The organism is Pseudomonas sp. NBRC 111143 (genome assembly GCF_001320965.1).
Lineage (GTDB): Bacteria > Pseudomonadota > Gammaproteobacteria > Pseudomonadales > Pseudomonadaceae > Aquipseudomonas > Aquipseudomonas machongensis.
Map to the genome: position 1 here is coordinate 1 of NZ_BCBT01000071.1, position 20,979 is coordinate 20,979.

At 64.9% G+C, this 20,979-nt stretch carries 20 protein-coding genes; 7 read left to right on the forward strand and 13 right to left on the reverse strand.

What is annotated here, in order from left to right; all coding sequences use genetic code 11:
- Nucleotides 1-431: hypothetical protein (locus tag APH44_RS30170; RefSeq protein WP_177342487.1), on the forward strand; the 431-nt coding region annotated here is incomplete at its 5' end.
- A 60-nt stretch (nucleotides 432-491) separates the two neighbouring features.
- On the opposite strand, the gene dctM is transcribed toward APH44_RS30170, so the two are convergent.
- The 8 genes from dctM to APH44_RS26375 all read right to left on the reverse strand — a co-directional run bounded on the left by dctM (nucleotide 492) and on the right by APH44_RS26375 (nucleotide 9,494).
- The gene (gene dctM / locus APH44_RS26340) at nucleotides 492-1,775 is read right to left on the reverse strand and encodes a C4-dicarboxylate TRAP transporter large permease protein DctM (RefSeq protein ID WP_054895247.1); all 1,284 of its coding nucleotides are present in this window, start codon (nucleotides 1,773-1,775) and stop codon (nucleotides 492-494) included.
- On the reverse strand, nucleotides 1,775-2,407 hold the full coding sequence (locus tag APH44_RS26345; protein WP_054895248.1) for a TRAP transporter small permease: 633 nt from the start codon (nucleotides 2,405-2,407) through the stop codon (nucleotides 1,775-1,777). The genes dctM and APH44_RS26345 overlap by 1 nt, the downstream gene beginning before the upstream one ends.
- 70 nt (nucleotides 2,408-2,477) lie before the next feature.
- Entirely contained in the window at nucleotides 2,478-3,476 is a 999-nt protein-coding gene (locus APH44_RS26350) for a TRAP transporter substrate-binding protein (RefSeq protein WP_054895249.1), read from the reverse strand.
- A gap of 557 nt (nucleotides 3,477-4,033) precedes the next feature.
- Complete coding sequence (locus APH44_RS26355; RefSeq protein ID WP_054895250.1) at nucleotides 4,034-4,861, reverse strand: CoA ester lyase; 828 nt, start codon at nucleotides 4,859-4,861, stop codon at nucleotides 4,034-4,036.
- A gap of 19 nt (nucleotides 4,862-4,880) precedes the next feature.
- Nucleotides 4,881-6,080 (reverse strand): CaiB/BaiF CoA-transferase family protein, encoded by a 1,200-nt coding sequence (locus APH44_RS26360; RefSeq protein WP_054895251.1) that lies wholly within the window; start codon nucleotides 6,078-6,080, stop codon nucleotides 4,881-4,883.
- 20 nt (nucleotides 6,081-6,100) lie between these two features.
- Nucleotides 6,101-7,450: an MmgE/PrpD family protein gene (locus APH44_RS26365; protein ID WP_054895252.1), complete on the reverse strand. Its 1,350-nt coding sequence runs from the start codon at nucleotides 7,448-7,450 to the stop codon at nucleotides 6,101-6,103.
- Nucleotides 7,451-7,460: 10 nt separating this feature from the next.
- Nucleotides 7,461-8,624, reverse strand: a complete 1,164-nt coding sequence (locus APH44_RS26370; RefSeq protein WP_054895253.1) for an acyl-CoA dehydrogenase family protein — start codon at nucleotides 8,622-8,624, stop codon at nucleotides 7,461-7,463.
- Between the two features lie 30 nt (nucleotides 8,625-8,654).
- On the reverse strand, nucleotides 8,655-9,494 hold the full coding sequence (locus tag APH44_RS26375) for a MaoC family dehydratase N-terminal domain-containing protein (protein ID WP_054895271.1): 840 nt from the start codon (nucleotides 9,492-9,494) through the stop codon (nucleotides 8,655-8,657).
- Between the two features lie 126 nt (nucleotides 9,495-9,620).
- Between APH44_RS26375 and APH44_RS26380 the strand changes: the two genes are divergently transcribed.
- Nucleotides 9,621-10,538 carry a LysR family transcriptional regulator gene (locus APH44_RS26380; protein WP_054895254.1) on the forward strand — a complete coding sequence of 306 codons (918 nt, stop codon included), beginning with the start codon at nucleotides 9,621-9,623 and terminating at the stop codon, nucleotides 10,536-10,538.
- A 215-nt stretch (nucleotides 10,539-10,753) separates the two neighbouring features.
- On the opposite strand, the gene APH44_RS26385 is transcribed toward APH44_RS26380, so the two are convergent.
- The 3 genes from APH44_RS26385 to APH44_RS26395 are packed head-to-tail and all read right to left on the reverse strand — an operon-like array spanning nucleotide 10,754 to nucleotide 12,473.
- A complete protein-coding gene (locus APH44_RS26385) occupies nucleotides 10,754-11,380 on the reverse strand; it encodes a hypothetical protein (RefSeq protein WP_177339361.1) in 627 nt (208 codons plus the stop codon).
- Entirely contained in the window at nucleotides 11,373-12,023 is a 651-nt protein-coding gene (locus APH44_RS26390) for a hypothetical protein (protein ID WP_054895256.1), read from the reverse strand. Before APH44_RS26390 ends, APH44_RS26385 begins: the two co-directional genes overlap by 8 nt.
- Before the next feature lie 3 nt (nucleotides 12,024-12,026).
- Nucleotides 12,027-12,473, reverse strand: a complete 447-nt coding sequence (locus APH44_RS26395; protein ID WP_054895257.1) for a hypothetical protein — start codon at nucleotides 12,471-12,473, stop codon at nucleotides 12,027-12,029.
- 177 nt (nucleotides 12,474-12,650) lie between these two features.
- Here APH44_RS26395 and APH44_RS26400 point away from each other — a divergent pair, with 177 nt between their 5' ends.
- Both APH44_RS26400 and APH44_RS26405 read left to right on the forward strand, forming a co-directional pair.
- Nucleotides 12,651-13,595 (forward strand): AraC family transcriptional regulator, encoded by a 945-nt coding sequence (locus tag APH44_RS26400; RefSeq protein ID WP_054895258.1) that lies wholly within the window; start codon nucleotides 12,651-12,653, stop codon nucleotides 13,593-13,595.
- 132 nt (nucleotides 13,596-13,727) lie between these two features.
- Complete coding sequence (locus tag APH44_RS26405; protein WP_054895259.1) at nucleotides 13,728-14,189, forward strand: hypothetical protein; 462 nt, start codon at nucleotides 13,728-13,730, stop codon at nucleotides 14,187-14,189.
- A gap of 183 nt (nucleotides 14,190-14,372) precedes the next feature.
- On the opposite strand, the gene APH44_RS26410 is transcribed toward APH44_RS26405, so the two are convergent.
- Nucleotides 14,373-15,107, reverse strand: a complete 735-nt coding sequence (locus APH44_RS26410) for a GntR family transcriptional regulator (RefSeq protein ID WP_054895260.1) — start codon at nucleotides 15,105-15,107, stop codon at nucleotides 14,373-14,375.
- A gap of 124 nt (nucleotides 15,108-15,231) precedes the next feature.
- Between APH44_RS26410 and APH44_RS26415 the strand changes: the two genes are divergently transcribed.
- The 3 genes from APH44_RS26415 to APH44_RS26425 all read left to right on the forward strand — a co-directional run bounded on the left by APH44_RS26415 (nucleotide 15,232) and on the right by APH44_RS26425 (nucleotide 19,359).
- Nucleotides 15,232-16,587, forward strand: a complete 1,356-nt coding sequence (locus APH44_RS26415) for an adenylosuccinate lyase family protein (protein WP_054895261.1) — start codon at nucleotides 15,232-15,234, stop codon at nucleotides 16,585-16,587.
- Nucleotides 16,588-16,653: 66 nt separating this feature from the next.
- On the forward strand, nucleotides 16,654-17,955 hold the full coding sequence (gene dctA / locus APH44_RS26420; RefSeq protein ID WP_054895262.1) for a C4-dicarboxylate transporter DctA: 1,302 nt from the start codon (nucleotides 16,654-16,656) through the stop codon (nucleotides 17,953-17,955).
- A gap of 15 nt (nucleotides 17,956-17,970) precedes the next feature.
- Entirely contained in the window at nucleotides 17,971-19,359 is a 1,389-nt protein-coding gene (locus APH44_RS26425; protein ID WP_054895263.1) for a lyase family protein, read from the forward strand.
- 194 nt (nucleotides 19,360-19,553) lie between these two features.
- On the opposite strand, the gene APH44_RS26430 is transcribed toward APH44_RS26425, so the two are convergent.
- Nucleotides 19,554-20,978 (reverse strand): gamma-aminobutyraldehyde dehydrogenase, encoded by a 1,425-nt coding sequence (locus tag APH44_RS26430; RefSeq protein WP_054895264.1) that lies wholly within the window; start codon nucleotides 20,976-20,978, stop codon nucleotides 19,554-19,556.
- Nucleotide 20,979: the final 1 nt, after the last annotated feature.

Here is a 20,979-nt window from a genome sequence, read left to right on the forward strand (position 1 = left end):
CTTTTAAAGACCTGAAACCCGGCAGTACACTCGAAGGTGAAGTGCAAAGGCCGGGATACACGCTCACGCTGAATCCCAATACCAGCGATGCCACGTTCATGGTGATCGACCGCGACGGTAATAACAGCCTTGTGGTCTTCGGAAATAACGGGCATTGGCCGGTTGAGGCGTCCTTTGAACTGACCTTCGACAATCCCACAAACTATGTAGCGCTGGAATGCTTCTCTTCTTCCTGGGGCTATAGCCGTGTGGTCATCTATGACAAAGACGGCAACCCGCTGCACGATGCCCCTGTCAATGTCGGAACCGTTGTGAAGTATTCCGGCCCCGGTATCTATCGAGCAGTCTACGAAGGCACCGTGGAAGAGTTCGGACTGACGATGCGTTTGATCTCCGTCACCCATGGACTCGCCCAGATCAAGGGCTCCTGAGTGCTGCGGCCCGAAGGCGCTGACATCGCCAGCGCCTTCGGGCCGAGAAGCCACCTCCCCCTACGGCATCCCCAACCACTCCGGCAACGCCAGCGAAATAAACGGCACATACGTCACCAACACCAGGAACAGCAACAGAATCGACAACCACGGCAACGCCGCACGAATCGTCTGCCCCAGCGTCAATCCAGTCACCGCGCTGGTCACGAACAGGTTCAACCCCACCGGCGGATGCACCAGGCCGATCTCCATGTTCACCACCATCACGATCCCCAGGTGAATCGGGTCGATGCCAAGCTTCATCGCGATCGGGAAGAAGATCGGCGCCAGGATCAGGATGATCGCCGAGGGCTCCATGAAGCTCCCCGCCACCAGCAGCACCACGTTGACCATGATCAGGAAGCCGATCGGCGTCAGGCCTTCGGAGAGCACCCACTGGGTGATCTGCTGGGGAATCTGCTCGGTAGTCAACACGTGGGCGAAGAGCATGGCGTTGGCGATGATGAACAGCAGCATGATGGTCAGGCGGCCGGACTCGAGCAGCACCTTGGGGCAGTCCCTGAAGCTCATGTCCTTGTAGACGAACAGCGCGATGAACGCCGAGTACACCGCCGCCACGGCCGCGGCTTCGGTGGGGGTGAACATGCCGCTGTAGATGCCGCCGAGGATGATCACCAGCAGCAACAGGCCCCAGAACGCGCGGCGGGCGGTGCGCAGCCATTCGGCGAAGCTGGCACGCGGCTGGGCGGGGAGTTTCTTGATGCGGGCGACGATGTAGATGGTCACCATCAGGAAGACGCCCAGCAGGATCCCGGGTATCACACCGGCCATGAACAGCTTGCCGACCGAGGTTTCGGTGGCGGCCGAGTACACCACCATCACGATCGATGGCGGAATGAGGATGCCGAGGGTGCCGGCGTTGCAGATGATCCCGGCGCCGAACTCCTTCGGATAGCCCGAACGCACCATGCCGGCCACGGCGATGGAGCCGACTGCGGCGACGGTGGCGGGCGAGGAGCCGGACAGCGCGGCGAACAGCATGCATGCCAGCACTGCGGCAATGGCGAGGCCGCCGCGGATGTGGCCGACGCAGGCGTTGGCGAAGTCGATCAGGCGCTGGGCGACGCCGCCGGTGGTCATGAATGCGCCCGACAGCAGGAAGAACGGGATCGCCAGGAAGGTGTAGCTGTCGGAGGTCTCGAACAGCTTGATCGCCAGCGAGCTGAGCGAGTCCTGGCTGAACAGCAGGATCGACACCGCGCCCGACAGGCCGAGGGAAATGGCGATCGGTACGCCGAGGAACATGAACACGAACAGCAGCAGGAACAGGCAGATAACGGTCATCAGTGTGACTCCTCGCCCGGGTTGGCCAGTTTGCTCGCTTCCGCTGCTTCATCCGCGAGGCCGAGGCCGGTCTGGCGGTGGGTGAAGATGCGGTAGAGGATTTCCAGGTAGCGCACGATGATCAGGGCAAAGCCGAACGGCACGATCATGGCGATGTGGCCGATCTTGATGCCGTAGCGGTCGAGGTCTTCGGCACCGATACCGGCGACGAACACCGCGCTCACCCACTTGATGCTGGCGACCAGGAACAACCCGGCGTAGGCCAGGCAGCAGGCGCAGGCGATCATCGCCAGGATGCGTTGCACCGGCTTGCGCGCGCGCCGCACCAGCACATCGACGCCAAGGTGGCCGGCGGTGCGTACGCCGTAGGCGATACCGAAGAAGATCAGCCAGCCGAACAGCGCCTTGGTCAGGGCGATGCTCCAGGTCATTTCCTGGGCGTAGCCCATGAGGTGGTCGCCGATGCCGAGCAGCAGCTCGCTGGCGAAGGTCCAGTGGTCGCTGAGGGTATAGAACAGGGTGTAGAGGTTGTTCAGCGCCACATAGATGAAGGTGATCAAGGTCATGGCTGCCAGGAGGAAGGCGATCATGCCCTCCTCGAAGTGCTCCCAGACGCGTCTGATCCTGTGCATGGGCATTCTCCGGACAGAAGGAAGCCGGGCCACCTGCGCTGCAGGTGGCCATGGGTGATGGAGACGACGATCAGGACGGCTTGTTGGCGTCGTCGGCAGCCTTGATCAGGTCGGCGCCGATCTGGTCGGAGAACTTGTCCCACACCGGGCGCATGGCTTCACGCCACTGGGCGCGCTGCTCAGGCGTCAGCGGGTCGATCTCGCTGGTCTTGGCATCGATGATCTTCTGCCGGGAAGCCTGGTTGAGTTCCTCGGCCTGCTTGTTCACCTCGACGGTGACCTTGTCCATGATCGTCTGCAGCTCGCCGCGCACGTCTTCAGGCAGGCTGTTCCAGAACTTGGCGTTGGTGATCACCATGTAGTCGATCAGGCCGTGGTTGGTCTCGGTGAAGAACGGCTGGACTTCGTTGACCTTCTGGCTCTCGTAGTTCGACCAGGTGTTCTCGGTGCCATTGACGGTACCGGTCTGCAGGCCCTGGTAGACCTCGGCGAAGCTCATCTTGCGCGGGTTGGCGCGGATGGCCTTGAACTGCTCCTCGAGCACGCTGGAGGCCTGCACACGGAACTTCAGGCCGCGGGCGTCCTTGGGCAGGATCACCTTCTTGTTCGCCGACAGCTGCTTGAGGCCGTTGTGCCAGTAGGCCAGGCCACGGATGCCCTTGTCTTCCATCGAGGTCAGCAGCGCCTTGCCCTGCGGGCCTTGCTGGAAGCGGTCGACGGCGGCGAGGTCGTTGAACAGGAACGGCAGGTCGAACAGCTGCACCTGCTTGTTGTAGTGCTCGAACTTGGCCAGCGACGGCGCGAGCATCTGCACATCGCCCAGCAGCAGGGCTTCCATCTCCTTGCCATCGCCGAACAGCGAGGAGTTGGGGTAGACCTCGACCTTGACCTTGCCCTTGAGCTGCGGGTCGGCCTCGACCAGTTTCTGGAACATCAGCGCGCCCTGGCCCTTGGGCGTGCTGTCGGCCACGACGTGGGCGAACTTGATGATCACAGGATCGGCAGCCTGGGCGAGCCCGGCCATGGACACGGCGGCGGCGCACAACAGCGCCTGGGTCAGCTTCAACATCGGTGTCACCTTTTATTGTTGTTGGAAGGGGTCAGCAGGGAAGCGTTGCCAAGGGTACGATGGCCCAATCGGGCGTGTTTCGAGAATCAGCTTTTGTGTAAGCCCGCGTTTGGCTGGGGTGAACGCTCCTGGATGGGTGGGGGATGGCACCGGCTATGCCGGTGATCGCGGGACGAGCCCGCTCCCACAGATACATCAGCGGGTATGGCACCGGCTTGGCCGGTGTTCGCGGGCAAGCCCGCTCCTACAGATACATCAGTGGGTATGGCACCGGCTTTGCCGGTATTCGCGGGCAAGCCCGCTCCTACAGGTACAGCGTTGAGCCCAGAGTCAGCGCTGTAGCTGCCACTGTCTTGTTCAAAGTCTTAAACCAGCCCAGCTCCTGTGGGAGCGGGCTTGCCCGCGAAAAGGACACCGCGGTGTCGGGCACCGGCTTTGCCGGTGTTTGCGGGACGAGCCCGCTCCTACAGGGATTGGGCTGGCCTTTAGATTTGATCAAGACAATTGCACCCACAAATGCATCGGTAGGGATGCCGCCGGCTTGCCCCGCGAAAGGCCTAGGTGCTTTCGGCCAATGCCAACAGCCGCTGCGCCCGCAACAGCACCGGCGCGTCGATCATCTGCCCATCGAGCTGGAACGCCCCGGCACCCTTGGCCGCCACACTGGCGTCCACCACCCGCTGCGCCCAGGCCAGCTCTTCGCTGCTCGGCGCCAGCACGCCATGAATCAACGGCACCTGGCTGGGATGGATGCACAGCGCCCCGCCATAGCCCATGTCATAGGCATGGCGCATGGCCCGCTGCTGCCCTTGCGGGTCGCCAATTGCCGGAAACACGCCGTCCAGCGGCGGCGCCAGGTCGGCGCCGCGTGAATGCAGTTGCACCGCCATGCGCGCCTGGTCAAGAAAGCGCTGGGCCGAGGCGCTGTCGGTGTTGAGGTTCAGGTCCAGCGCCAGGTCCAGACTGCCGAACGACAGACGCTCGACCCCCTCGGCACCGGCAATGCGCTCCAGTGCCAGCAAGCCCTTGGCGGTCTCGATGATCGGCAGCACCGGTTTGCCAGTGCGCGCAGCGACTGCGACCTGGGCGGCATTTTCCACCTTGGGCAGTAGCACGGCGCTGACGCCGGACTGCTGCGCACAGAACGCCAGGTCATCGGCATGCCCGGCATGTTCCGGGGCATTGACCCTGACCCACACCCGCGCCTGCGGATGCGCCGTGAGAAAGGCTGCGAGATTGTCACGCGCCTGAAGCTTGAGCCGCTCCTCGACGGCATCCTCGAAATCGACGATAACGGCATCGGCGCCCGCAGCCAGGGCCTTGGCAAAACGCTCGGGACGGCTGCCCGGCACGAACAGCGCCGAACGGACGATGGTTTGCGGCATCAGCTATCACTCCTTGTCATCAAACGACACCGGCAGCCGCCAGTCGGGCTTGGTCGTCGGCCGAGAAACCCAGCTCCTCGAGGATCGCCGCGCTGTGCTGCCCCAATCCCGGCACCGGGTCCATGCGCGGGGTAAAGGCGGCGTTGCGCCCCGGCGGCAGCAACGACGGCAGCTTGCCAGCCGGGCTGTCGACCTCGCGCCAGCAGTCGCGGGCCTTGAGCTGCGGGTGCTGCCAGACGCCCTGCATGTCGTTGACCCGGGCATTGGCGATCTGCGCGTCTTCGAGACGTGCCACCACCTCATCCAGCGACAGTTCGGCGAAGCCGTCGATGATGATCTGGCGCAGCACCTCACGGTTCTCCGAGCGCCGGAAGTTCGCGGAAAAACGCGCATCGCTGGCCAGCGCCGGGTCGAGCAGGACCTTTTCACAGAACAACTGCCATTCCCGCTCATTCTGCAAACCGAGCATGATGGTGCCGCCACCGCCGGTGGGGAACGGCCCGTACGGATAGATGGTCGAGTGCGAAGCGCCGGCCCGCGGTGGTGGCGGCGCGCCGTTGTAGGCGTAGTACATCGGGTAGCCCATCCACTCCACCAGGCTCTCCAGCATCGATACGTCGATGCGGCTGCCGATACCGGTCTTGTCACGCAGCAGCAGCGCCGACAGCACGCCGGTGTAGGCATACATACCGGCAGCGATATCGGCGACGGAGCATCCGGCCTTGGCCATCTGCTCGTCACCCGGCCCGCCGGTCACCGAGAGAAAGCCGCCCTCGCTCTGGATCAGCAGGTCGTAGGCCTTCTTCTTCTCGTACGGGCCACCTTCGCCGTAGCCGGAAATATCACAGACGATCAGCCGCGGAAAACGCGCGTGCAGGGCCTCGAACGACAACCCCATGCGCGCCGCCGCACCCGGTGCGAGGTTCTGCACCAGCACGTCGGCCTTGGCCAGCAGCGCCAGGAGGATGTCGTCGGCCTCGTCCTGCTTGAGGTCCAGGGTCAGGCTCTGCTTGGAGCGGTTGGTCCAGACGAAGTGCGAGGCCAGGCCATCGACACGCTGGTCGTAGCCACGGGCGAAGTCGCCGCTGCCGGGGCGCTCGATCTTGATCACGCGCGCGCCCAGGTCCGCGAGTTGGCGAGTGCAGAACGGCGCGGCGATGGCATGTTCCAGGCTGACGACAGTGATGCCGTCCAAGGGGCGGGGAGCGGATTGGGTCATGGCAAGTTCCTGTTCGGTGTTCAATGCAGGTCCGCCAGCGACTGCGCGTCACGCAGTTGCCAGACGCGCTCGATCAGCGCACGGCCCTCGGCCTCGCTGCGCTGCCCGGCATAGGCCAGCAGGCGCTGGAACTTGGCCTCCAGCTCCGGGCGCGACAGGGTATTGCCGGGGTCGCCCTTGGGTTCGTCGATGGCCGCGCTGAACTGCCGGCCATCGACGCAGCGCACCTCGACCCGACCCAGCCAGCGCGCCGGGTAGGCGCCGTCCACTTCGGGGTCCAGCTGCATGCGCACCTTGTCGCGGAACGCAGCGATGCGCGGGTCGGTCAGTGCCAGGTCGCGGAACTCCAGCAACTGCGCGCTGCCGTGCACGGCGATCAGGCCCAGCACCGTGCCCATGGAGAACTTGGCCTGGTGCACGGTGCTCGGCGTGGTCACCCGCCCCAGCACATCGATGGCGCCCTGGTGCACGCGGGTGATGACTTCAGCGATCTGCTCATGGCCCAGCCCCTCGCGCTGCATCAGGTGCAGCAGCGCATCAGCCGCCGGGTGGGTGTGGCGGCACGAGGCGTGGAACTTGAACGAGGTTTCCGCCAGCGCCCAGCGCGTGCCGAGCCGGTCGGAGAGCCGCGCAGGGTCGGCGTCACTGGACATGCCCGCAGCCATGCCCTGGTCACCCTCGAGAATGTTGCGCGCACCGCTCAGGCCATCAGCGGTGAGGTAGGCGGCAAGCAGGCCGTCGGCGGCTGCCTTGGCAGTATGCAGTTGCTTGGAGTCGGCGGCGTCGCGCAAAAACTCCCACAGCCCTGCAGCCTGGGTACCGGCGCTGCCGAGCAGGTTGATGAACTGCTCCTGGTTGAAGTCCAGCAGCTTGCCCACGCCCACAGCGGCAGCCAAGGTGCCGACCGTGGCGGTGGTGTGGAAGATCCGATAGTGCGAACGGCCAAGGAATTCGCCGATGCGAATGCCGGCTTCGTAGCCAGCCACCGAGGCCAGCAGCAGGTCCTGGCCGGACTTGCCCAGGTCTTGCGCGGCCGCCAGCACGGCGGAGAACACCACGGTGGCCGGGTGCAGCACGGAGCTGTTGTGCAGGTCGTCCTGCTCGACCAGGTGCGAGGCGGCGCCGTTGACCAGCGCGGCGAAATAGGCCGAGGTGCGCCGGCCATTGGTCAGCACCCGCGCACGGCCTGACGAGGGCCCCATGCGCTCGGCGTAACGCTCGAACAGCGGGATCGGGTGCGATCCCTGGCTGGCCAGGGCCGAGCCGAGCCAGTCGAGGAACAGGTCTTCGGTGCGGTCCAGCACGCTGCCGGGGATGGCCTCATAGCGCAGGTCGGCCAGGAAGCTGGCCAGGGCTTGGGTATCACGCATGGTCGGCTCCTCAGAAGCTGCGCGGCAGCTCGAGCAGGTGCTCGGCCACGTACGACAGGATCAGGTTGGTGGAGATCGGCGCCACCTGGTACAGGCGGGTCTCGCGGAACTTGCGCTCGACGTCGTATTCGTTGGCAAAGCCGAAGCCGCCGTGGGTCTGCAAGCAGGCATTGGCCGCCTCCCACGAGGCCTTGGCGGCCAGGTACTTGGCCATGTTCGCCGCCGCCCCGGCGTTGGCGCCGCTGTCGTATTCGGCGCAGGCGCGCCAGCGCATCAGGTCGGCGGCCTCGATCTCGATATGGGCTTCGGCGATGGGGAACTGCACCCCCTGGTTCTGTCCGATCGGGCGGCCGAACACCACGCGGTCGCGGGCGTACTGGCTGGCCTTTTCGACGAACCAGCGCCCATCGCCGATGCACTCGGCGGCAATCAGCGTGCGCTCGGCGTTCAGGCCGTCGAGGATGTAGCGGAAGCCTTTGCCTTCCTCGCCAATCAGGCTGCTGGCCGGGATTTCCAGGTTGTCGAAGAACAGCTCGTTGGTCTCGTGGTTGACCATGTTGGCGATCGGCTGCACGGTCAGGCCGTTGCCGATCGCTTCACGCAGGTCGACCAGGAAAATCGACATGCCTTCGGATTTCTTCTTCACCTCCGGCAGCGGCGTGGTGCGCGCCAGCAGGATCATCAGGTCCGAATGCTGCACGCGCGAGATCCACACTTTCTGCCCATTGATCACGTACTTGTCGCCCTGGCGCACGGCAGTGGTCTTGATCTTGGTGGTGTCGGTGCCGGTGGTCGGCTCGGTCACGCCCATCGACTGCAGCCGCAGCTCGCCACTGGCAAGCTTGGGCAGGTAGAAGCGCTTCTGCTCGTCGCTGCCGTTTCGCAGCAAGGTGAACATGTTGTACATCTGCCCGTGGATGGTGCCGGAGTTGCCGCCGCAGCGGTTGACCTCCTCGAGAATCACCGACGCCTCGGCCAGGCCCAGGCCCGATCCGCCGTATTCCTCGGGAATCATCGCCGACAGCCAGCCGGCATCGGTCATGGCCTTGACGAAGGCTTCCGGAAAACCTTTTTCTTCATCGATCCGGCGCCAGTATTCGGCGGGGAATTCGGCGCACAGGGCGCGCACGCCCTCGCGGATGGCATTGAGGTCATCGCTGTCGTAGCTGTGCATGTGTGGACTCTCTGCGAAGGCTTGAGAAGGTCAGTCGAAGGTCACTTCGGCACTCTGTGCAGTGCCGTCGGCGTTGCCGGCCCACAGGCGCGCCTTGCCAGGTGCCTCGATACAGCCACTGACCTGGAACGCTGCTGGCAGGGTGAGCGGCCGCACACCGCGGTAGGCGAAGTGGCGCACGGGCTTGTCGGGGTGGGCCCGCACGAAGGCGCGCAGGTTGAGGGTGGCGATCATCGGGCCATGCACCACCAGGCCGGGGTAGCCTTCGGTCTCGGTGACGTAGGGGTGGTCGTAGTGGATGCGGTGGCCGTTGAAGGTGATGGCCGAGTAGCGGAACAGCAACGTCGGCGTCGGGGTGATGGTTTCGCTCCACTCACCCACCTCGCTCGGCGTGCCGCTGCCGCGCTTGGGCGGGTTGGGCTCGCGGTAGACGATGTCCTGCTCCTCGCGGATGCACAGGCGGCCGTCCTGGGAGTAGTCGTGGCGCACGGTGACGAACAACAGTGCGCCGGTGCGTCCGTGCTTTTCCTCGATGTGCAGGATGGTCGACAGGCGGTGGGCTTCACCGCCGACTTTCAGCGGCGCGATGAACTCGACCCGCCCGCCAGCCCACATGCGGTTGCGGTTGTCGGCCGGTGGCAGGAAGCCGCCACGGGCAGGATGACCGTCGCTGCCCAGTTGCGACTCTGGCAGCGGCTCCTGGAAGAAGCACCAGGTCCACAGATGCGGCAGCGCATCACCATGGCCTGGCGCGGCCTCGCCGAAGGTCGCGGCAATGCGCTTGACCAGGTTACGGCTGAGCACATCCCAGGCCTCTTCAGTGCGGCCGATCCAGGCGCTGAAGTCGGTGGGCGAAGTCGAAGCAGTCATGAGCATGGGCCTCTGCATTTGTTGTTATGGGCCGATCATGCGAGGCGCCCGGCATTCTGTGAATTTGCATTTGCGTAAACCAGCGTTCATAAATGCCGAACGCCTCTGCTACGACAGGACTCCCCCATGCACTTCGACCTGGCTGACTTGCGGCTCTTCATCCACATCGGCGAATCGCCGAGCCTCACCCAAGGTGCGCGCCGTGCGTTTCTCTCCCCCGCCGCAGCCAGCGCGCGGATCAAGGCCCTAGAGGCGCAGCTCGACACCCGCCTGCTGTACCGCGACAGCCGTGGCGTGGAGCTGACGCCCGCCGGTCAGAAACTGCTGACCCATGCGCGCCTGATCATGCGTCAGGTGGAGTACCTCAAGGCCGAGTTCACCCAGTTCGGCACCGATTCGGCCGGGCACATCCGCATCTTCGCCAACACCACTGCGGTGACCGAGTTCCTGCCCGAAGTGCTGGCCGGGTTTCTCGCCCAGCGGCCGGGGGTGACGGTTGATCTGCAAGAGCGGCTGTCGCGCGATATCGTGCGCGGGGTGCTCGATGGCAGCAGCGACATGGGCATCATCGCCGGGCCCGTGGAGGCGGCCGGGCTTCAGGTGATGCGCTTCAGTACCGACCGGCTGGTGCTGATCGTGTCGGCCGGTCACGAGCTGGCGGGCCGCAAGCAGGTGACGCTCAAGCAGACCCTGGCCTACCAGCACATCGGCCTGCATGACGGCAGCACCTTGCTGACCTTCTTGCGCGATCACGTCGAGCGTATTGGCCAGAGCCTGGCGCTGCGGATCCAGATGTCGAGCTTCGAGGCGATCTGCCGGATGGTCGAGGCCGGCGTGGGGATCGGGATCATCCCCGAGTCTTCGGCGGTGCGCCACAGCCATACCATGAACCTGGTGACCATCGCCCTGGACGAGCCCTGGGCGGTGCGTGAACGCAGCATCCTGGTGCGCGAGCTGGATGCGCTGCCGGGGACGGTCCGGGCGTTGATCGCGACCTTGATGCCGCAAGCGGATGGCACCGACGCTGACGGTGTTCGCGAGTGACCCTGTGCGATTGGACTGACCTTTGGATTTTGAACAAGACAGTTGCCTTCACAGCTGCGGGGGGGCTTTTGTGGGAGCGGGCTTGCCCGCGAAAAGGACACCGCGCTGCCTGGCACGGGCTACGCCCGTGTTCGCGGGCAAGCCCGCTCCTACAGGGATTGGGCAGGCGCTGGGGTCTTGAACAAGACAGTTGTTCCCCCAAAGCTCCCTCAAGATCACATCCCCAACTGCCCCAGCGTGCGCCGCGCCTGGGCTGCTTCCATGCAGACATACAGCCGGTCGGTCAGCGCCTGCAGATCGACGCGCCGCCCGTCCACCACCGGCGTGCACACCCACAACTTCACCCGCAAGCCACCGGCCACTGGCCACGCATCCGGCGCCACCAGTGACTTGAAGCAGGCCGGCGCGAGCTGCGGCGCTCGGCTGATGGCTGCCAGCGAAAACACCAGCGTCATGCTCAGATGACGCTGGTAGATTTCGAACCCATCGAAACAGTACAAGGGCGTCGGCGCGTGCGAGTTGGCGAACAGCACAGAGTCGTCAGTCACACTCAACACACACTTGCCATGTCGGCGGCGCAGCCCCTCGGCGAGCGCCAGCCCAGCCACGCCGGCAACCAGCAGCAGCACGCCAGGCCCCCACAGCAACCAGCGCCCGGATTGCATCTGCCACTGCGCAGGCAAACTGGCCAGCCAGCCGCCGACCAACACCAGCGAAAACGCCAGCAACGCACAGGCCAGCGCCTTGCCACGCGAGGATTCGTGCAGCGACCATGGCTTGCAGGACTCCTCCGCGTGAGCCCTGAGCCAGGCCAGCAAGGTTTCCCGGTCGGTGTCAGCCATGAACCTGCAGGGCATCCAGTTGCTGCTGTGCACAGGCGGCGTCGCGGTAGGCACCCAGCAGCGCGGCGATTTCGTCGCAGCCCAGTTTGCGCCCACCGGTCATCAGCCCGGCAGAGTGGATGCGTACATGCGGCTCGGGTTTGTTCAGCGCCATGGCCTGATTGCCGAATACCTGCAGCCTCGCCACATGGTGCGTGGGCAGATGGGCGTGAGAGTCGAGCGTGAGTTTCTGCAGGGTCAGCAGCCCTTCGTCCTTGACCAGGATGTCCTGCACCTCGGCCATTTCGATCGGCGCATCGAGCGTATCGACGAACAGCTGGCGACGGGTCAGGCGCATGAACACCTGCTTGCCCGCGTCCCGGTGCTGCCAGGTGACGAGCAGGGAAAACACGACCAGGAAGCCAGCGCATACCGTCAGCCCGGTTCGCCCCATGTTGATGGCCATCGCCAGCATGCCCAGCGATACCAGCAACATGATCGGGCCCCACAGCTTGTAGCGTCGGGAGTTGGTGAATTCGGTCTGCTCAGGAACTCGCTCGATCATCAGACGCAGTTCGGCGATCACGCGGTCGCGCTGGGCCGCTCGGGACTGGCCGTACTCATCGGGAGAAAGGGAGGGATCAGGGTGTTGTGGCGTGGTCATGGCTTACTCGGTACGGGCATTGAGGTAATCGGTCAGGAACGCCTGGGCGTTGCCCTGTTCGGACAGGGCCTGCGAGTAGCCGATCTTCAGCGCCTGGGCTTCGCCCGGCAGGTACAGTTCGCTGGCGCTCCAGCTGTCCGAACCCTGGATCACCAGTGCCGCGAACTTCTGGCCGTCGACCGTGGTGTAGTAGCGGGTCAGCTTGTCGGTCTTCTCGACTTTCATCTTCTGGATGCGCATGTTCCAGTCGTGGTCGACGCCCTCGACCTGCACCAGCGCCTCGTTGGCGCTGCGCTCACCGATACGCAGGGTCCAGACCTTCACGCCCTGCTCGCCGGCATAGGCCACGACCTTTTCGGCCACCGATGGACGCTCCTCGGCCTGGGCCATGGCGCCCACAAGCGCCAGCGCTGCGACCATGCCGGCCGCCCATCTGCGATGAATCGACATACTGCTTGCTCCTCGAAATTCTGGGGCCTTGTATTGAAAGGGGCATGGGCCAGCCTGCCAACCGGCCTGGCCGCTGCGCACAACAAACAGGCCGTCGCGCACAATGGCTGACGTCCGAGGCGTGTTCGCGTTAACATTCCGCCACCCGCCACGACACCCTATGGACAGGCTTGGCAGATGGAACGCTGGACCCCTTACCTGGACATGCAGTTCAGCTTCGACCGCCCAGGCTCGCTGGCCCAGGCGGGCGTCCTCGACAGCGCCGCCAGCCACGTCATGGGCAGTGCGATCGGTCACTACCGCGCCCACACCGTGCGTGCGCACCTGCAGTACTTCGACTGCGACCTGCAATTTCCCGAGCCGCTGCGCATCCACAAGGTGTTGCCCGACAGCCTGTGCCTGGTGCACATGCTCAGCGGCCAATGGCAGCACCGGGTCGACGGCCAGCTCAACCACTACCTCACCGGCAAGACCTATGCGCTGGGCCTGAGCGAGCACATGGAAGCCTTCGACCAGTTGCCCGTCGACAGCCACGCGCGCATGGCCGGGTTGCGCGTCGGTGCCGACTATCTGCGCGAACTGGCCGAGGAAGATCCGCACCTGCAATCCTTGATCGGGTTGCTCGACGACGGCATGAAATTCACCGATTTCGAGCGCTGCCCGGCGCTGGGTCGCCTGCTGCAGCAGCTCTACCATTCGCCCTACCACGGCACGCTTAAGCGCCTGCACCAGGAAAGCCTGAGCCTCGCCGTGCTGGTGGAGCTGGCCACGCACCTCGGCAACCGCCCGCTGGCGCCTGCGCCGACGGTTCGGGGCCAGCGCGACCTGGCCCATGAGGCGCGGCGCCTGCTCGACCTGAACCTGGTCGACCCGCCCGGCAGCCTGGCGCTGGCCCGACAGCTAGGGGTGGGCGAAACCACCCTGCGCCGCGCCTTCGCCAAGGTGTTCGGCCAGTCGATGCTGCAGTACCTGCGCCAGCAGCGCATGGAGCTGGCCCGCACGTTGTTGCTGCAACGCAAATGGCAGGTGGCACAGATCGCCTATCGCCTGGGCTATGCCAACCCGGCCAATTTCAGCAACGCCTACAAGGCCTACCACGGGCATCCGCCGGGTATGGAGTGATCGCCTGCGCTGTGAAAGCTGTGAGCTGTTGTGAATCGTTGTGAAGCCTCACAATACTAGCCAATTGCCCATGCTACCGTCCGGAGCCGTCATCAAGACGACCCCTTCATTTCCGTTTCGGGAGCAGCGCCAATGTCTACCATCACCCCCGCTGGTAGCGGGTCCAACACTCCAAAAGCCTCGAGCTCGGCCTTCGACAACCGCCTGGACACCGCCAAGTCGAGCCAGGTGATCGCTGATTACATGCGCCAGACCGGCAAGTCGGCCATCACCAAGGACGAACTCGACAAGCTGGCCGACAACAAGTCAGGCAACGTGCCGGCCAATGTGTCGGATGCGGCGAAATACATGCAGCGCCACCCGGATGTGTTCACTGCCATCGAAACCCACGACGTACCCGGCGCCGACAACCTGTCCGGGGTGTGGAACTTCGATTGGGCGGCCAAGGGCGGCCTGGCCGGCACCCCGACCGACGCCATCGCCAAGATGCAGGACACCTTCGACCTGGCGATCGAGAAGTCGGCGAAGATCACTGAAGTGACGACAGGCAAGAAAGCCGAGCTGGATGCGACCAAGCAGCGGCCGAGCAACTGATTCAAGGCGGTATGCGGGTTCTCCCCTGCTGCCGCTCAGTACCTTGTGGGGACAACTGTGTTGTTCAAACTCTAAAGGCCAGCCCCGTGGGAGCGGGCTTGCCCGCGAAGCAGACTCCGCGGTGGACGGCCAGGGCTTCGCCCTGGTTCGCGGGCAAGCCCCGCCCCCACAAGGTCAGCACTGTCACCGCTGCGCACGGGTCATGTGCATTACCAGCTTGAAACGGTCGCGCGGGTAGACCGTCTCCGACACCGAGATAATCTCGCCATCCTGGTCACGGTACTGGCGAATGATGTTCAGCCCCAGATCTCCGCTGGGCGCTTTCAGGCTCGCACTGAGCTCGGCAGTGAGCTGCACCGGGCTCACTTCCTGATCCACCGCCTCGATGCTCTTGGCAAACGCCTTGCCGATCAGGGCAGCGATCAGCTCGCCCGGATGGGCCTCGGCCTCGGCCACCACGTCGGCGAAGCGCTGCTCGGCATATACATCCGTCCAGCACAGCGGATAACGATGCTCGCCACTCTCGACCTTGATGCTCGACACGCAGAAATAATGCCCCCCTGGCGTCAGCCCAAGTCGTCTGGCCAGCGCGATGTCCGCCACGAAATGGCGCACCCCCTGGATCTCCCGCACATGCGATTCGGCCACCTGAACCAGGTCGGTGATCGAATCGATCGCCTGTGAGTAACCGCTGCGCGGCGCTGCCGCCTCGACCCGGGTGCCGACCTTCCGTCGCCTCGACACCATCCCCTGCCCCTGCAACTGATCGATCGCCGCACGCACGGTGTGCCGCCCCACGCCATACAGGTCGCACAGCTCAAGCTCGGTGGGCAGCAGCGAGCCGACCGGGTGATCGCCCCGGGCAATCTTGTCGGTGAGGTCTCTGGCGATATCGGTGTAGCGGCCGCGGGTGCTCATTCAAGGCTCATGTTCACGGAAGGCGAAGGCTTGACAGTGTATCAAATGTGGCAGACCATTTTGTTCGGATGTATTAATTAAGTTCGACTTAAAACGAACAAATACCGAACAAAAAGGATCCGCCATGTCCACCACCGTCTTCGACTCCTCCCTGTTCCGCGACATGTTCGGCACCGCCGAGATGCGCGGAGTGTTCTCCGACCAGGCGCTGATCGAGCGTTACATCGAAGTCGAGGTCGCCCTGGCCCGTGCCGAGGCGCGCTGTGGCGTGATCCCCGCCGCCGCTGCCGATCAGATCGCCGCCAAGGCCACCTACGCCTCGCTCGACCTGGCACTGATGCAGCACGAGACCGAGATCGTCGGCTACCCGATCCTGCCGCTGGTCGAACAACTGTCGAAGACCTGCGGCGAAGCCGGGCGCTACCTGCACTGGGGCGCCACCACCCAGGACATCATGGACACCGCGGTGGTGCTGCAGGTACGTGCCGCGCTGGCCATCGTCGAGCGCGACATCCTCGCCGTGCGCGGATTGCTCGCCGGGCTCGCGCAGCGCTATCGCGACACCCCCATGGCCGGCCGCACCCACCTGCAGCATGCCTTGCCAATCACCTTCGGCTACAAGTGCGCGGTCTGGCTGAGCATGTTCGACCGGCATGCCGAACGCCTGGTCGAGCTGCGTCCACGGGTTGAAGTGGGCCAGTTCGCCGGCGCCGCAGGCACCCTCGCCTCCCTCGGCGACAAAGGCCTGGAAGTGCAGGAGGCGCTGATGGCCGAGCTTGGCCTGAACGTGCCGCAGGCCACCTGGCACGTGGCCCGCGATGGCCTGGCCGAGGCCCTTAACTTCCTGGGGTTGGTCACCGGTTCGCTGGGCAAGGTCGCGCTGGACGTGATGATGATGATGACCAGCGAGCTGGGCGAGGCCTACGAACCCTTCGTCAAAGGGCGTGGCGCCAGCAGCACCATGCCGCAGAAGCGCAACCCGATTTCCTGCGAACTGATGTACGCCGCCGCCAAGGGTGTACGCCAGCAAGCCGGACTGATGCTCGACGCGATGATCCAGGACTTCGAACGCTCCACCGGTCCCTGGCAGGCCGAGTGGATCGCCATTCCCGAAGCCTTCGCCCTCACCGCCGCGTCGCTGGGCCAGGCGAAATTCATGCTTGCCGGCCTTGAAGTGCGCACCGAACGCATGCGCCAGAACCTCGACATGACTCGCGGCCTGATCGTTGCCGAGGCGGTGATGATGGGCCTCGCGCCGGAGCTGGGCCGCCAGGTGGCCCACGATGTGGTGTACGCCGCCTGCCGCGTGGCCAACGACGAGAACGTCAGCCTGCTCGATGCGCTGCTGCGCGATGCCGAGGTCAGCGCCCGCCTGCCCCGTGCCGAACTCGAGCGCCTGACCGATCCGGCCAACTACCTGGGCCTGGCACCGCAGATGGTCGACCGCGCCCTGGAACGCCCCGGCCGCGTGCCACGTTGATGCAAGACGCGGGCTCACCCGGGCCCGCGGGGTTTTCTCGACAACGACAACAATGAGAATTCGACCATGTCATCTGCACCCGCAAAACCGTTCTACCGCGACCTGACCTTCCAGGTCGTCGCTGCCATGCTGATCGGCATCGCCTTCGGCTTCATCGCCCCGGAGCTTGCGGCCAAGTTCAAGATCCTCGGCGACATCTTTCTCAAGCTGATCAAGACCGCCGTGGCGCCACTGGTGTTCTTCACCGTGGTCCACGGCATCGCCTCGGCCGGTGATATCCGCCGGGTCGGCAAGGTCGGCATCCGCGCGCTGATCTACTTCGAGGTGGTCTCCACCCTCGCCCTGGCCATCGGCCTTGGCTGGGGCAACCTGATCGACATCGGCTCGGGAATGCACGATGCCCACCCCAACAGCGCCACCTCGGCGGCCGCAGCGGCAGCCGTTGCCAAGGGCCACGCGCCGCAATCGACCCTGGACTTCATCTACGGGATCTTTCCTGACAACTTCGTCGGGGCCTTCGCCGGTGGTCAACTGCTGCAAGTGCTGGTGATCTCGGTGCTGTTCGGCTTCGCCCTGCTGGCCCTCAAGGCCGAGCGCCGGGCAGTGGTCGAGGACGGGCTGAATCGCGTCTCGGAGTGTTTCTTCGAGTTCATCAACCTGATCATGAAACTCGCCCCGCTGGGCGCCTTCGGCTCGGTCGCCTACGCCGTGGGCAGCAATGGCACCGCGGTGCTGATGTCGCTGGCCAACCTGGTGCTGATGTTCTACGTCGCGGTGCTGTTCTTCATCTTCGTGGTGCTGGGCGCGGTGTGCCGGATCAGCGGGTTCAGCCTGTGGCGCTTCCTCACCTACATCAAGGATGAAGTGTTCATCGTGCTGGGCACCGCCTCGTCGGAAAGCGCCCTGCCGCGCCTGCTGCAGAAGCTCGAGAAGTTCGGCTGCTCCAAGCAGAGCGTGGGGCTGGTGCTGCCCACCGGCTATGCCTTCAACCTCGATGGCACCTCGATCTACATGTCGCTGTGCGTACTGTTCATCGCCAACGCCTATGGCGTGCCGCTGAGCTGGGAGCAGCAACTGGGCATCATCGCCATCATGCTGGTGACCTCCAAGGGCGCGGCGGCAGTGTCCGGCGGCAGCTTCGTGGTGTTCGCCGCCACCGTGACCGCCATCGGCCACCTGCCGGTCGAGGGCCTGGCGTTGCTGTTCGGCGTGTACCGCTTCATGTCCATGGCCATCGCCACCTGCAACACCATCGGCAACAGCATTGCTACCGTGGTGGTCGCCAAATGGTCGGGCGAATTCTCCGAGCAGCAGGCCCAGGGCGAGTACCAGCGAGTGCTCGGGCGCAGCGCTGCGGCGCCACTCTGAGCAATGGAGAACGACATGCAGAACGTTCGTATCGAACACGACGCCTTCGGCCCGGTGCAGATCCCCGAAGACAAGTACTGGGGTGCCCAGACCCAACGCGCCATCGGCGTGTTCGGTGCCGGCCGCGAGCAGTTCCCGCCGGTCCTGCTGCACGCTTTTGGCCAGCAAAAACTGGCCAGCGCCCGTGCCAACCGGCGCCTGGGCATGCTGGATGCAGGGCTGGCCGAGGTGATCGAACAGGCCGCGCAAGAACTCGCCGATGGCCACTTCGACCGCCATTTCCCGCTGACGCTGTGGCAGACCGGCTCTGGCACCCAGACCAACATGAACGCCAACGAGGTGATCGCCAACCGTGCCAACCAGTTGCTCGGGCAGCCGCTGGGCACCAAGGCGCCGGTGCACCCGAACGATCACGTCAATGCTTCGCAGTCGTCCAACGACACCTTCCCGACGGTGATGCACCTGGCCACCCGCCTTGCCCTCGGTCGCGACCTGCTGCCGGCGCTTGCCCACCTGCACGCCGAGCTGCAGGCCAAGGCCCGACAGTGGCATGACGTGCTGAAGATCGGCCGAACCCACCTGATGGACGCGGTACCGATGACGATGGGCCAGGCCTTCGCCAGCTTCGCCGCGCAGATCGCCCACGGCATCGAGCGCGTGCAAGGCTGCCTGCCACGGCTCGATAGCCTGCCCCAGGGCGGCACGGCGGTAGGGACCGGGCTCAACACGCCGCCAGGCTTTGCCGAGGCTTTTTGCGAAGAGCTGTCGCTGATCACACAGACCCGCTTCACCCCCAACCCGTGCAAGTTCGAGGGCATGGGCACTCACGATGTGTTCGTCGAGGTGTCGGGGGTGCTGAACGTGCTGGCAGTGTCGTTGACCAAGCTGGCCAATGACATCCGCCTGCTCAGCTCCGGTCCGCGCTGCGGGCTGGGTGAGCTGGTGGTGCCTGATGATGGGCTGACGTCTTCGATCATGCCCGGCAAGCGTAATCCGACCATCGCCGAGGTCCTGGCCCAGGCCTGCATGCAGGTGATGGGCAACCACACCACGGTATCGGTGGCCGGGGCCTCGAGCCTGTTCGAGTTGAATGTCGCCAAACCGGTGATCATCCACAACGTGCTGCAGTCGATCAGCGTGCTGGCCGAGAGCATGACGATCTTCACCGACAAGCTGCTGGCGGGGCTGGAGGTGAATCACGCGGTGCTCGCGCGCAATGTGGAAGGCTCGCTGCTGCTGGCCACGGCCTTGAACCCGGTGCTGGGTTACGACCAGGTGGCGCGCATTACCCGCAAGGCGGCGGACGAGGGGCTGACGCCCAAGGAAGCGGCGGTGGCGCTAGGGCTGTTGACGGCGCAGGAGTACGACGCGTACGTCAGGCCGCAGGAGATGGTGGGAGGCTGAGGTGCGGGGCAAGCCCGCACCCTGTAGGAGCGGGCTTGCCCCGCGATGAATTCACCACGGTGTATCGGCCAGGGCTTCGCCCTGGTTCGCGGGTGAACCCGCTCCCACAGGTTCATCACTGCTTTCGACAACGGCGCGTTGCCACACCCACAGTAAACCGCAGGCTTTGAGAACAGCGATGCCCCCAACGCCGATCAGTGCTTGATCATCACATGCCGAATGGCCGTGTAGTCTTCCAGCCCATACATCGACATGTCCTTGCCATACCCGGACAACTTCACCCCGCCATGGGGCATCTCGCTGACCAGCATGAAATGGGTGTTCACCCAGGTGCAGCCATACTGCAAGCGCGCCGCCAGCCGAAGCGCGCGGCCAACGTCCTGGGTCCACACCGACGACGCCAGCCCATAGTCCGAGTCGTTGGCCCACTCCAACGCCTGGGTCTCGTCGCTGAACTCGGTCACCGACACCACCGGCCCGAAGACCTCGCGCCGCACCACTTCATCGTCCTGCTGCGCGCCAGCCAATACCGTCGGCTCGAAGAAGAACCCCGCCCGGTCGGCGCGCTTGCCGCCAGTGGTGACCTGGATATGCGGCACCTGCCGCGCCCGCTCGACGAAACCGCTGACGCGCTCCAGGTGCTGCTGGGTGATCAACGGTCCCAGTTCGGTCTCGGGATCGTCCTGCTCGCCAAGGCGGATGCTCGCCACCGCCGCCGTGAGCTTGTCGACGAAGGCCTGGTACACACCCTTCTGCACATACAACCGGCAGGCCGCCGTGCAGTCCTGCCCGGCGTTGTAGAAGCCGAACGCACGGATACCTTCGACTGCGGCATCGATGTCGGCATCGTCGAAGATGATCACCGGCGCCTTGCCGCCCAACTCCATGTGCATGCGCTTCACGGTATCGGCAGTGCCGGCGATGATGCGGCTGCCGGTGGCCACGGAACCTGTCAGCGAGACCATGCGCACCTTGGGATGGGTAGTCAGCGGCTCGCCCACGCTCGGGCCTCGGCCGAACACCAGGTTGACCACGCCCGCCGGGAAGATGCCCGCGATCAACTCGCCCAGGCGCAGGGCTGTCAGTGGCGTCTGCTCGGACGGCTTGAGCACCACGGTATTGCCCGCCGCCAAGGCCGGGCCAAGCTTCCAGGCGGCCATCATCAACGGGTAGTTCCACGGTGCGATCGACGCCACCACACCCACCGGGTCGCGGCGGATCATCGAGGTGTGCCCCGGCAGGTACTCACCCGCCGCCGAGCCCTGCAACACACGGCTGGCGCCGGCGAAGAAGCGGAACACATCGGCCACTGCCGGCAGTTCGTCGTTCAGCGCAGCCTGGTAGGGTTTGCCACAGTTGTTCGACTCCAGCCGCGCCAGCTCCTCGGCATGCGCATCGATGGCATCGGCCAGCTTGAGCAACAGCAGCGAGCGATCCTTGGGGGCGGTCTGGGACCAGCCTTCGAACGCCGCGTCGGCTGCGCGCACGGCGATGTCGACCTGGGCCGGCGTGGCTTCGGCAATTTCCACCAGGGTGGTGCCGAGCGCCGGGTTGAGCACGGCGAGCGACTCGCCTTCACCGGCGACCAGTTGGCCGTTGATCAGCAGTTTGGTTTGCATG